Source organism: Streptomyces sp. R41 (genome assembly GCF_041053055.1).
Taxonomy (GTDB): Bacteria; Actinomycetota; Actinomycetes; order Streptomycetales; family Streptomycetaceae; genus Streptomyces.
In genome coordinates, this window is sequence record NZ_CP163443.1 from 3,956,453 (window position 1) to 3,967,783 (window position 11,331).

11 protein-coding genes and 1 pseudogene are annotated in these 11,331 nt (G+C 71.2%); 7 read left to right on the forward strand and 5 right to left on the reverse strand.

The genetic code is table 11. The annotated features are described in order from the left end of the window. Position 1: 1 nt before the first annotated feature. Positions 2-979, reverse strand: a complete 978-nt coding sequence (locus AB5J53_RS18240; protein ID WP_369246721.1) for a deoxyribose-phosphate aldolase — start codon at positions 977-979, stop codon at positions 2-4. Continuing rightward, the gene (gene iolC, locus AB5J53_RS18245; protein ID WP_369246722.1) at positions 976-1,926 is read right to left on the reverse strand and encodes a 5-dehydro-2-deoxygluconokinase; all 951 of its coding nucleotides are present in this window, start codon (positions 1,924-1,926) and stop codon (positions 976-978) included. Before iolC ends, AB5J53_RS18240 begins: the two co-directional genes overlap by 4 nt. A gap of 122 nt (positions 1,927-2,048) precedes the next feature. On the opposite strand from iolC, the gene AB5J53_RS18250 reads away from it, so the two are divergent. From AB5J53_RS18250 to AB5J53_RS18265, 4 genes are all read left to right on the forward strand, one after another. Continuing rightward, positions 2,049-3,008 carry a sugar phosphate isomerase/epimerase family protein gene (locus AB5J53_RS18250; RefSeq protein WP_369246723.1) on the forward strand — a complete coding sequence of 320 codons (960 nt, stop codon included), beginning with the start codon at positions 2,049-2,051 and terminating at the stop codon, positions 3,006-3,008. A 199-nt stretch (positions 3,009-3,207) separates the two neighbouring features. Then, the gene (locus tag AB5J53_RS18255) at positions 3,208-4,215 is read left to right on the forward strand and encodes a helix-turn-helix domain-containing protein (protein WP_369246724.1); all 1,008 of its coding nucleotides are present in this window, start codon (positions 3,208-3,210) and stop codon (positions 4,213-4,215) included. Positions 4,216-4,711: 496 nt separating this feature from the next. After that, positions 4,712-4,912: a helix-turn-helix transcriptional regulator gene (locus tag AB5J53_RS18260; protein ID WP_369246725.1), complete on the forward strand. Its 201-nt coding sequence runs from the start codon at positions 4,712-4,714 to the stop codon at positions 4,910-4,912. 99 nt (positions 4,913-5,011) lie between these two features. Then, positions 5,012-5,608 carry a GNAT family N-acetyltransferase gene (locus tag AB5J53_RS18265; protein ID WP_369246726.1) on the forward strand — a complete coding sequence of 199 codons (597 nt, stop codon included), beginning with the start codon at positions 5,012-5,014 and terminating at the stop codon, positions 5,606-5,608. Here AB5J53_RS18265 and AB5J53_RS18270 read toward each other — a convergent pair. Together AB5J53_RS18270 and AB5J53_RS18275 are read right to left on the reverse strand one after the other, a co-directional pair. Next, the gene (locus AB5J53_RS18270) at positions 5,589-6,632 is read right to left on the reverse strand and encodes a zinc-dependent alcohol dehydrogenase family protein (protein ID WP_369246727.1); all 1,044 of its coding nucleotides are present in this window, start codon (positions 6,630-6,632) and stop codon (positions 5,589-5,591) included. The genes AB5J53_RS18265 and AB5J53_RS18270 overlap by 20 nt on opposite strands. 41 nt (positions 6,633-6,673) lie before the next feature. Then, positions 6,674-9,079 carry an MMPL family transporter gene (locus AB5J53_RS18275; protein WP_369246728.1) on the reverse strand — a complete coding sequence of 802 codons (2,406 nt, stop codon included), beginning with the start codon at positions 9,077-9,079 and terminating at the stop codon, positions 6,674-6,676. 175 nt (positions 9,080-9,254) lie between these two features. On the opposite strand from AB5J53_RS18275, the gene AB5J53_RS18280 reads away from it, so the two are divergent. Beyond that, on the forward strand, positions 9,255-9,896 hold the full coding sequence (locus tag AB5J53_RS18280; RefSeq protein ID WP_369252304.1) for a TetR family transcriptional regulator: 642 nt from the start codon (positions 9,255-9,257) through the stop codon (positions 9,894-9,896). Between the two features lie 160 nt (positions 9,897-10,056). Here AB5J53_RS18280 and AB5J53_RS18285 read toward each other — a convergent pair whose 3' ends face one another. Next, positions 10,057-10,251, reverse strand: coding sequence for a hypothetical protein (locus AB5J53_RS18285; RefSeq protein ID WP_369246729.1), 195 nt, complete (start codon positions 10,249-10,251; stop codon positions 10,057-10,059). 248 nt (positions 10,252-10,499) lie between these two features. Here AB5J53_RS18285 and AB5J53_RS18290 point away from each other — a divergent pair. Further along, positions 10,500-10,682 (forward strand): annotated as a pseudogene (locus tag AB5J53_RS18290) (PrsW family intramembrane metalloprotease); the annotation flags it as partial. Positions 10,683-11,082: 400 nt separating this feature from the next. Continuing rightward, the gene (locus tag AB5J53_RS18295) at positions 11,083-11,322 is read left to right on the forward strand and encodes a heavy-metal-associated domain-containing protein (RefSeq protein ID WP_369246730.1); all 240 of its coding nucleotides are present in this window, start codon (positions 11,083-11,085) and stop codon (positions 11,320-11,322) included. The last annotated feature ends 9 nt before the right edge of the window (positions 11,323-11,331 follow it).

Genomic DNA, 11,331 nt, shown 5'->3' on the forward strand with positions numbered 1-11,331 from the left:
CTCACAGGAGTCCTACGGCGGTGTCCACGGCCGCGGCCACATCGCCGTCCGCCGGGTAGAGCAGCGAACGGCCGACCACCAGGCCCTGGACGGTGGGGAGTTGCAGCGCGCCGCGCCACTTCTCATAGGCGCGTTCCTGGTCCTCTCCGACGTCGCCGCCGAGGAGGACGGAGGGCAGGGTGGAGGTCTCCATGACGCGGGCCATGTCGTCGGGGTTGTCGGTGACGGGGACCTTAAGCCAGGTGTACGCCGAACTGCCGCCCAGGCCACTGGCGATGGCGATGGACTTGGTGACGGCCTCGGCGCTCAGGTCGTTGCGCAGCGTTCCGTCGTCACGGCGGCGGCACAGGAACGGCTCGACAAAGACCGGGAGCCGGCGCTCCGCCATCTCGTCGATGACCCTGGCGGTGGCTTCCAGGGTGCGCAGTGAGCCCGGGTCGTCGTAGTCGATGCGCAGCAGCAGCTTGCCCGCGTCGAAGCCGAGCCGCTCGATGTCCCGCGGGCGGTGCCCGGTGAACCGGTCGTCCAGCTCGAAGGAGGCGCCCGCGAGTCCGCCCCGGTTCATCGACCCGATGACCACCTTGCCGTCGAGGGCGCCGAGCAGCAGCAGGTCGTCGAGGATGTCGGCGGTGGCGAGCACGCCGTCGACCCCGGGGCGGGACAGGGCGAGGCAGAGTCGATCGAGGAGATCGGCGCGGCCGGCCATGGCGAACTTGCGGTCACCGACGGCCAGGGCGCCGCGGGCCGGATGGTCCGCGGCAATGATCATCAGCCGGCCGGAGTCGTCGACGAGGGGGCGGCGGGCCCGGCGGGCGGCGGCCTCGGCGATCGCCTCGGGGTGATGGGTGCGGGTGCGGACGAGGTCGGCGACGTCGACGCGCCGGTGCGGGGATCGGAGCCGCTCGTACGCGACGGGGGCACCCGTGGGCGCGTCTCCCCCTTCTTCGTGCCGCGCTCCCCCGACATGCCCCGCCCTCATAGCACCGCTCCAGCCGTGAGGGCGTCCTCGACCTCTTCGGGTGTCGGCATCGCGGAGGAGCACTCCAGGCGCGACGCGACGATGGCGCCGGCGGCGTTCGCGTGCCGCATGACGCTCTCCAGATCCCAGTTGGCGAGCAGACCGTGGCACAGGGAACCGCCGAAGGCGTCGCCGGCCCCGAGGCCGTTGAGGACCGTCACCGGGAGGGGCGGGACCTCGGCGGAGGTGCCGTCGCGGTGGACGGCGAGGACGCCCTTGGGACCCTGTTTGACGACGGCGAGTTCCACGCCGGCTTCCAGCAGGGCGCGGGCGGCCGCGTGCGGTTCCCGCTCCCCTGTGGCGATCTCGACCTCGTCGACATTGCCTACGGCGACGGTGGTGTGGCGCAGGGCCTCGGCGTAGAAGGGCCTGGCGGACTCGGGGTCCTTCCAGAACATGGGCCGCCAGTCGAGGTCGAAGACCGTCGCGGCGGACTTGGCGCGGTGGGCCAGCGCCGCGAGGGTCGCCGTGCGGCTGGGCTCCTCGCTCAGGCCCGTGCCCGTCACCCAGAAGACGCGGGCCTCGCGGATGGCGTCCAGGTCGAGGTCGTGCGCGTCGATCTCCAGATCGGGGGCCTTGGGCCGCCGGTAGAAGTACAGCGGGAAGTCGTCCGGCGGGAAGATCTCGCAGAAGGTGACGGGGGTCGGCAGGCCGGGGACCGGCGTGACCCAGCGGTCGTCGACGCCGAAGTCGCGCAGCGCCTCGTGGAGGTAGGTGCCGAAGGGGTCCTCACCCGTCCGAGTGATCACCGCCGTGCGCCGTCCGAGCCGGGCGGCGGCCACCGCGACGTTCGTCGCCGAGCCGCCGAGGAACTTCCCGAAGGACGTCACCTGGGCCAGCGGGACCCCCGTCTGCAACGGGTAGAGGTCCACGCCGATCCGCCCCATGGTGATCAGGTCGTACGCCATCGAGTTCCCTTCACGTCGGCTGCCCCCAGGTGTATTCCCGCGCGGGGAGCCCTGTCAATGTTTTGTCCGGACATCCGGACCAGGCCTTGACACCTCCCGGGGGCCGCCGGAAGCTGACGCCCATGACGTCGTTGTCACCGCAGTCATCGCCTCAGTCGTCACAGTCACCGCAGTCGTCGTCTCCGTCCTCACTCTCGCGCATCCGGATCGGTTCGGCTCCCGACTCCTGGGGCGTCTGGTTCCCCGACGACCCCCAGCAGGTTCCCTGGCAGCGCTTCCTCGACGAGGTCTCCGCGTCTGGGTACGAGTGGATCGAGCTGGGCCCGTACGGCTATCTGCCCGCCGATCCGGCCGTCCTCAAGGAGGAGACCGCGCGGCGCGGGCTCACCGTCTCGGCCGGCACGGTCTTCACCGGATTGCACCGTGGCCCCGAGGTGTGGGAGTCCACCTGGGCGCACGTCTCGGACATCGCGGCGCTCACCCAGGCGATGGGCGCCGAGCACCTCGTCGTCATCCCGGCCTTCTGGCGGGACGACAAGACCGGCGAGGTGCTGGAGGACAGCACGCTGACGCCGACGCAGTGGCGCAATCTGACCGCCCAGACCGAGCGGCTCGCCCACGAGGTGCGCGAGCGCTACGGGCTGCGGATCGTCGTCCACCCGCACGCCGACACACACATCGACAGCGAGGAGAACGTCACGCGTTTCCTCGACGCGACCGACTCGTCGCTGGTGTCGCTGTGTCTCGACACGGGCCACTACGCGTACTGCGGCGGTGACAGCGTCAAGCTCATCGAGACGTACGGCGAGCGCATCGGCTACCTCCACCTCAAGCAGGTGGACCCGCTGATCCTGGCCGAGGTCCGCGCGAACGAGGTGCCGTTCGGGCCCGCCGTGGCCCGCGGTGTGATGTGCGAACCGCCGTCCGGCGTACCGGCGCTGGAGCCCGTCCTCGCCGCCGCGCAGCAGCTCGACGTCGACCTCTTCGCGATCGTCGAGCAGGACATGTACCCCTGTCCGCCGGACAAGCCGCTCCCGATCGCGCAACGGACCCGGGCGTTCCTGAGGTCCTGCGGGGCGTAAGGGGCTTCGGGTTCCTGTGGGCGCAAGCCCTTCGAGTTCCTGCGGGACGTAAGCGATTTCGAGGCCCTGCGGGCGTGTACCGCCGTGGTCGTGGGGGCCCGCCGAGAGCCCGGGGCTCGGCGGGCCTTCCGGTCTCCCGTGCCCCGTTGCACCATGGGTTTTCCCCAGGTGCGGGGCGGCGGTGGGAGGGGCGTGACGGATGGCGACGGGGCAGCGGGCACGGGATGAGGTCGTCTCGCGCGGGGGATCCGGACCGGGCGGCGCCTGGGAGACCGTCGTCGCGCTGCCCCATCCGCGGCTGCGGCCCGGGGTGATCAGCTACCGCGGGATCCGGCTCGCCCTCGACGGGCCGCGACGCAGGCTGGAGGCACCGATCGGCGCCGCGACGCTGCTGCTGGGCTTCGAACAGCCGCTGCGTATCTCCCGCGCGGGGCGGCCTCCCGCCACCCTCGTGTCGGTGTTCTCCGGACCGGCCACCACCGCGGCCGTCGGCGAGCACGGCGGACGGCTCGCGGGCATCGAGGTGCTGCTCGCACCGTGGGCCGCGTTCACCCTCTTCGGCACGCCGCAGTACGAACTCGCCGACCGGACGGTCGATCCCGACGAACTGCCGCATCTGCTGGGCGCCCGTTCGAGCCGGAACCGCCGGCGCAGCATCGGTGAACTCTCCGCCGCGCTGGCCGCGTTGCCCGGCTGGGCCGAGCGGTTCGGGCTGCTGGACGACGTGTTCGCGCGCTGGGCCGAGGCGGGAACGCCGAGTTCGGCGCGGGTGGTACGGGCGTGGGAGCACCTCCAGCGGACCTGGGGCACGATACCGGTGCCCCGGCTCGCCGACGAGGTCGGCTGGAGCGTACGGCAGTTGGAGAACCGTTTCCGGGAGCAGATCGGGCTCGGGCCGAAGGCGGCGGCGCGGGTGCTGCGGTTGCAGCGGGCGCGGCGGCTGCTCGCGGCGGGACGGTCGCAGGCGGAGACGGCGGCGGCGTGCGGGTTCTATGACCAGGCCCACCTCAGTGGGGAGTTCAAGACGATGACCGGCTGCACGCCGCGTGAGTTCACGGCGGCGCGGGGGGCTCCGCCGGGGCCGGCGGCCGGGCCTCCGGCGGCTGACCGCATGGCGGGCGAGGCCACCAGCCTGGTGCTCTTGGCCGATCGGCGTGACCAGAGTGACCGGGGTGCGATTTTTTCCAAGACCGGTGGGATCCGTTGACTGCACGCTGGGGTCTTCCGGCCACGGACCCGGGGGGATGCGGGGGGTGCGGGGAGCCGGTGGGCCGGGCCCGGCGCAGCGGGTCCGGCCCATCTTGGCGCGCCCGTACGGGCGGTGCACCTTGACCCTGGTTGAACGGCACCCGGCGCTGCCGGCTGTGCCCACCCTCCCCCAAGCTCTCGGCTTCGCTCGAGCAGGGGGGACCCCCATCGCCCTGCGGGACGATTGCCCACAGCAGTAACAGCCCGGCCGTGCACGCCACGGCGGTAGCGGTGGCCCTTGCCCCCCCAATGCGTCACCCGTGTCACAAAGAACACCCTTCTGTCACGCATGTCGCGTGTACGCGGGTCTTGGGTCACACCCGGTCTACAGGGGCTGCCCTGCGCTCACGCTGTGTCGTTCACGGGGCACAGGCTTTCTGATCGCCAGCGCAGCGCCCGGCTCCCCCGACGGCCGCCCCCGGCCGCCGCCGCGGTGCGCGCAGGGAGGTGCCACCATGACCGACCGCAGGCTCTGGTCGTACAAGGAGATCGCCGCGCACATCAAGGTGCAGCCGGACACCGTGCGGTCCTACCGCAAGCACGGGCTGCTCCCCCCGCCCGACCATGTGGAGGGCGGAAAGCCCTACTGGTACGCGGAGACCGTCCGGGCCTGGGTCGCCTCCCGCCCGGGAAATCGCAGCCGCAGAGACGACTGACGTACGCCAACCCGCCGCGCTCTGTGCCCCGCCCGAGGCGTGCGGGGCACAGTCCTAATTCGTTTGCCCGTACGCCGGTCGGTTGCCGAAGATCCGGAGATGGCCCCCACCGATTTCTCGCTCAAACCCGTGCTCACCGGAGACAGGACTGTCCTGCGGCCCTTCACCGAGGACGACGCCCTCGGTATGGCGGAGATCGTCGAGGACCCGGAGGTCAGCCGCTTCACCGGCGAGCCGTCCGCCGAACTCACCCTGGAACGGCTGCGTTCCTGGTACGGCTCCCGCAGCGCGCAGACCGACCGGCTGGACCTCGCCGTGACCGACCGCGCGAGCGGTGAACTCGTCGGCGAGGTCGTCCTCTACGACTGGAACCCGGCCGGCCGCAGCTGCACCTTCCGCACGCTCATCGGCCCCCGCGGGCGCGGGAAGGGGCTCGGCACCGAAGCCACCCGGCTCATCGTCGGTCACGGATTCGAGCAACTGGGCCTGCACCGGATCGAGTTGGAGCTCTACAGCCACAACCAACGGGCCCGCCGCGTCTACGACAAGGTCGGCTTCGTCGAGGAGGGTGTCCGGCGCCAGACCGAGACGCGGGACGGCGTCTGGGTCGACGAGACGATCATGGCGATCCTCGCCCACGAGTGGGCCGCACACCGCGGGCACCCGAAGACGGGGGTCAGCTCCACGGCTCGATGACCGTCACGCCCGACCCCGGTGCCGTCCCCATCGCCGCCAGCGCCGTCGGCACCGCGTCCAGCGAAATGGTGGAGGTGACCAGGAGGTCGGGCCGGAGCACCCCCGCCCGGACCAGCTCCAGCATCCCCGGGTAGGCGTGCGCCGCCATCCCGTGGCTGCCCAGCAGTTCGAGTTCGAGACCGATCACGCGGGCCATCGGCACCGGGCTGGAACCCGTCGGCGAGGGCAGCAGGCCCACCTGGACATGGCGGCCCCGGCGGCGCAGGCCGTTCACCGAAGCCGCGCAGGTGACGGGGGAGCCGAGGGCGTCCAGCGACACATGCGCGCCGCCACCCGTCAGTTCCCGTACCGCCTCCGCCGTGTCTTCGACGCGGGACGCGTCCACGCACTCCGCCGCCCCGAACTTCCGTGCCAGGTCGAGCGCCCCCGGTGACACGTCGACGGCCACGACCCTCGCCCCCGACGCCGCGGCGATCATCACCGCCGACAGGCCCACGCCTCCGCAGCCGTGCACCGCGACCCACTCCCCCGCGGCCACCCGGCCCTGCGCGACCACCGCGCGAAACGCCGTGGCGAACCGGCAGCCCAGCGAGGCCGCCGTGGCGAAGGACAGCTCGTCGGGCACCGCGACCAGGTTCACATCGGCGTGGTCGAGTGCCACGTACTGCGCGAAGGAGCCCCAGTGCGTGAACCCCGGCTGGGTCTGCCGTTCGCACACCTGATGGTCGCCCGCCGCGCACGAGGGACAGCTTCCGCAGGCGCAGACGAACGGGACGGTGACCCGGTCGCCGGGGTGCCGGCCGGTAACCCGGGCGCCCACCGCCTCGACGACCCCCGCGAGTTCGTGCCCCGGCACATGCGGCAGCGTGATGTCCGGGTCGTGCCCCATCCAGCCGTGCCAGTCGCTGCGGCACAGCCCGGTGGCCTCGACCCGCACCACGACCCCGTGCTCCGCGGGAGTCGGGTCCGCCACCTCGCGTACCTCGGCCGGCTCCCCGTACCGCTCGAACACCACTGCCCGCATCCGCCTCGCCCTCCGCCCGGAGATCACCTTCCGGGTGAACGCTAGCCGCGAGCCTCGGCCTTGTCCCGATCCCGGTCCTGGTCCTTGTCCTGCTTCTTGTCCTTGTCCTTGTCCCGGTCGCCCTCCTCCGGCACCTCCAGGGCCCCGGCCGTCGGCGCCTCCCCCTCACTGAGTCCGAACCGGTCGTGGAATCGCCGCAGCGGCCCCGGCGCCCACCAGGTGGCGCGGCCCGTGAGGCGCATGACCGCCGGGACCAGCAGGCTGCGGACGACCATCGCGTCCATCAGCACGGCGAGCGCGATACCCAGGCCGAGCATCTTGGTGTTGGTCACGCGGGAGGTGCCGATCGCGACCATCACCACCGCGAGGATGACCGCGGCCGCGGTGATCAGCCCGCCAGTGCGCTGCAGTCCGAAGCGGACCGCCTCCCGGTGGTCGCCGGTGTGGTCGTACTCCTCCTTTATTCGGGAGAGGAGGAAGACGCCGTAGTCCATGGAGAGGCCGAACGCGACGCAGAACATGAGCACCGGGAGGGTCGTCTCGATCGAACCCGGGCTGGTGAAGTCCAGCAGGCCGGACAGATGGCCGTCCTGGAAGACCCAGACCACCGCGCCGAACATGGCCGTCAGGCTGAGCGCGTTGAGAAGCACCGCCTGGATCGGGATCAGCACGCTGCCGGTCAGGAGGAACACCAGGAGCAGGGTGACGATCGCGATGAAGGCCGCCGCCCAGGGGAGCCGGTCGGCTATCGCGTGCTTGGAGTCGACCAGGACGGCGGCCGTGCCGGTCACCGACGTGTCGAACGGGGCGTCCGTCGCGCGGAGTTCGCCCACGAGGCGCTGGGCCCCGTCGTCGACGGCCTCACCCTTCGGCAGCACCGTGACGTACGCCGAGTCGCCCTTCACCAGAGGCCCGTCCACCCGCAGTACCTCGGGCAGCGCGGCGATCCGGTCCTTGTACCGCGCGTACTGGGTCTCGGTGGCCCGCCCCTCGGCGAGTACTTCCAGGCTGCCGCCGGGGTTGCCCGGGAAGCCGTCCCGTATGTGCTGCTGGACCACATGCGATTCGGCGCCGGACGGCAGCTGGCGGTCGTCCGCGGTGCCGAACTTCACGCCCAGGAAGGGAAGTCCGAGGACGACCAGGCCGACCGTGGTGGCCACCGCGAAGATCGGCGCCCTGCGCATGACGAGGGAGGCCATGCGACCCCAGGCGGCTCCTCCGCCGGTCGTCGGCGGCTTGCCGCGCCGGAACAGGCGCCGCAGGTCGAGAGCGTTCACCCGGTTTCCGAGCAGCATCAGCGCCGCCGGGAGCAGGATCAGCGCGGCCGCCGCGGCCAGCAGCACCACGGCGATGCCCGCGTACGCGAAGGAGCGCAGGAAGTACTGCGGGAAGAGCAGCATGGCGGCCAGGGACACCGCGACCGTGAGGGACGAGAAGAGAACTGTGCGGCCCGCGGTGCGCAGGGTGGTGCCCACGGCGGTCAACGGTTCGGCGCCCGTGGCGAGCTCCTCGCGGAACCTGCGGACGATGAACAAGGCGTAATCGATCGCGAGGCCGAGCCCGAGGGCCGTGGTGAGGTTCATCGCGAAGACCGAGACGTCGGTGAACTCGGTGAGGCCGCGCAGTACCGCGTTCGTGCCCAGGATCGCGATGATGCCCACCAAGAGGGGCAGCAGGGCCGCGATCGCGCTGCCGAAGACCATCACCAGCAGCACCAGGGTCACCGGCAGGGCGATCACCTCGGCCCGGGTCAGGTCCTCGCGGATGGTGGTCTGCATCTCGTGCTGCACGGCGACCGGTCCGCCGACCTTGACCTCGACCGGGCCGTGCGTCCCCCGGTAGGAGGGTGCCAGGCGGTCCAGGGTCTCGCCGGCGGTCTTCTCGTCTCCCGTCAGCCGCGCGGTGACGAGCGCCTCGTGCCCGTCCTTCGCCTTCAGCGCCGGTGAGCCGGACTGCCAGTACGAACCGACGCCCGTGACGCCCCGCTCGTCGGCGAGCCGCGCCGCGAGCCGATTCGCCTCGGCGGCGATCGAGGGAGCGTCGACCGAGGCGCTACCCGTGTCGACGAGGAGCAGCAGGTTGGGCTGCGAGGCGGGGAACTCCCGCTCCAGCGCCTTGGTCGCATAGGTGGACTCGGCAGTCGGGTCCTGCCAGCCGCCACTGCCCAGCCGGTCGGCGACCCCGCTGCCGGCGACCACGGCGAGCGCGGTGAGCAGCAGCGCGACGAGCAGGGACAGCCGGGGCTGCGCCGTCACGAAACGGGTCCAGCCGCCCACCCGCGCGCCACTCTCCCGTGATCCGCCGCCCGTACCACTGCCGCGGCCATCGCCCGAAGTCGTCCCGCGGCCATCGCCCGTCCCGCTCCCACGACCGCCGGCCGAGCCCTTCCCGCGGTCGTCGCCCTCGCCCTTCTCAGGGCCGTGACCTGCGCTGCTGACATCGGTCATCGTGCGGTGTCCCCTTCACCGTGACCCTGCACCCCACCCATCCGTTCAGGCAGCATGGGTCGCCTCTTGCCATAGACTGGCAAACGCGAGAGATCGCTCGCGTTTCACCAGAATGCGAGCGACCGCTCGCGTTTGTCAATCTCGTTCGGAGAGCTGGGGATAACTCGTGCCCGAGATGCCCGAGAAGCAGCAGGAGGCCGACGAACGGCCCCGCCGTCGGCAGGCCCGCGGCGAGCGCCGTATCGCCCAGCTGCTGGAGGCCGCCGCCTCCGTCTTCTGCACGACCGGCTACACCGCCGCCAGCACGAACGCCATCGCCCGCGAGGCAGGCGTCTCGCCGGGCACGCTGTACCAGTTCTTCCCGAACAAAGAGGCCATCGCGATCGAGCTGGGCGACCGGCTCATGCACGAGATGCGCGCGACGTACGGCGAGGCACTCGCCCCGGTCGACCCCGCGACCCCGCTGGAGGAAGCCGTCGGCGCCGCCGTCGACCGCTTCATCGCCTTCAACTGCGACCACCCCGTGTTCTTCGCGCTGATGCACGGTCCGGACATCCCCGGCCGGATCACCGAGGAGCACGACGCCCTGCACGCGACCCTGGTCTCCCGGATAGAGGCGCTGCTCTCCTCGCTCCTGCCCACCACCCCCACCGCCGAGGTCACGCGCACCGCTCATGTCTGCCTGGGCATGTACAAGGCCGGCCTGGAGCTGGTCCTCGCCCACGAAGGAGCCGAGCGCGAGGCGTACGTCCGGGAGTTGAAGAACATCCTGTTCCGCTACCTCGAGCCGATGTTCGGCGACCGGACGGCCACCTAGGCGAACCGCACCTCACCGCCGACGGGCAGCGCCGTGCCGACCGCGGTGCCGGTGAGGGCCGTACCGATGTAGAGCCGAGCGCCCCCTCGAGACGCCGGTGAGCAGCACGCCCAGCTTCAGCCGGCCGCCGGCGGGATCAGCCACGCCCCGACCGAGCGCTTCAGCGCGTCGCCCGGACCTCGTCGAACTCGATCTCGTATCCGGCGTGGTATTCGATCTCGGATCCGGCGACAAAGACGAGCATCGCGAGGCCGAGGTCGAAGAGCCCGTCGGTGAGCGGCCCCTCACCGGCCCAGCCCAATACGTCAGGGCCGACCGGGATTCCGATCAGGATCTCGAAGATGACCAGCGACACCGGCAGTCAGCGGCTGATTCCGTACGCCGGCAGTGGGGCGAGCACCGCGACGGCCATGATCAGGATGAGCCTCCGGGTCTGCGACATAGGGGCTATTTGCCATAAAGTTCGACCAAATCGACACGTCTGCACCGATTCACCTTCGCCTGCGCCGAATCAACCCGTCCGAGCCCGAGGGATGAGCCGTGACCCAGAATCAGCAGCCCGATGCACCCCGGGCACGCATTCCCGCACCCCAGCGGCCCCCGATGCCGTATCCCCAGATCCGCGCCGGACTCTGGAGGCGCCGGCTGGGAATCGGGCTCGCACTCTGGGCGCTGACCGTGGTGATCACGTACGCGACGAAGAACAACGCGCTCCTGCCGACCCTGATCCTGCTCGGCAGCTTCCTGATACCCGTCACCTTCGCGCTCTGGGCGTACGAGCGGCACAGGCCGAGGCCTCGGAACGTGGCCGCGTTCAACTACTTCTTGGCAGGCGGTGCACTCGGTGTCCCTGACGGGAGCACTACCTGCTCCACCGTTCCTGGACAGCGGGCAGAAACGAGTCCCGACCCGTAGGCACACCCCGAACGGTCTTGGGCGCACCGGTCCACTGCTTCCGCGTTCCGAGCGGCGCCGCACATCGGGTATGCGGTCCGTTCCCGAGCGGGCGGGTCCTCGTCTCGCTCGCGGGGATCGCCCGGACGCGCTGTCGGCACGCCGCGACGCCTCTTGGATTAATACCCCCTAGGGGTATAGTGTGGTGAGCGTCGAGGGGAAACCTGGGACCCCAGGGGCCCCTCCCCCATACGTACGGCACACGCCACACCCCTCATCGAGGAGCAATGACATGACCGCCCAGACCGAAACCCCGGGTTCCGTCACCGCCGTCTACAAGGTCAGCGGGATGAGCTGCGGGCACTGTGAAGGCTCGGTCAGCAGCGAGATCGCCGAGATCGCCGGCGTCAGCTCGGTGAAGGCCGTGGCCTCGACGGGCGAGGTCACCGTCGTCTCCGGGATCCCGCTCGACGAGGCCACGGTCCGCGCCGCGGTGGACGAGGCGGGCTTCGAGCTCGTCGGCACGGCCTGAGCAGACCTC

Coding starts and splice junctions, on each gene's coding strand:
- AB5J53_RS18240 (WP_369246721.1), bottom strand. CDS start 979: ATGAGGGCGGGGCATGTCGGGGGAGCGCGGCACGAAGAAGGGGGAGAC.
- iolC (WP_369246722.1), bottom strand. CDS start 1,926: ATGGCGTACGACCTGATCACCATGGGGCGGATCGGCGTGGACCTCTAC.
- AB5J53_RS18250 (WP_369246723.1), top strand. CDS start 2,049: ATGACGTCGTTGTCACCGCAGTCATCGCCTCAGTCGTCACAGTCACCG.
- AB5J53_RS18255 (WP_369246724.1), top strand. CDS start 3,208: ATGGCGACGGGGCAGCGGGCACGGGATGAGGTCGTCTCGCGCGGGGGA.
- AB5J53_RS18260 (WP_369246725.1), top strand. CDS start 4,712: ATGACCGACCGCAGGCTCTGGTCGTACAAGGAGATCGCCGCGCACATC.
- AB5J53_RS18265 (WP_369246726.1), top strand. CDS start 5,012: ATGGCCCCCACCGATTTCTCGCTCAAACCCGTGCTCACCGGAGACAGG.
- AB5J53_RS18270 (WP_369246727.1), bottom strand. CDS start 6,632: ATGCGGGCAGTGGTGTTCGAGCGGTACGGGGAGCCGGCCGAGGTACGC.
- AB5J53_RS18275 (WP_369246728.1), bottom strand. CDS start 9,079: ATGACCGATGTCAGCAGCGCAGGTCACGGCCCTGAGAAGGGCGAGGGC.
- AB5J53_RS18280 (WP_369252304.1), top strand. CDS start 9,255: ATGCCCGAGAAGCAGCAGGAGGCCGACGAACGGCCCCGCCGTCGGCAG.
- AB5J53_RS18295 (WP_369246730.1), top strand. CDS start 11,083: ATGACCGCCCAGACCGAAACCCCGGGTTCCGTCACCGCCGTCTACAAG.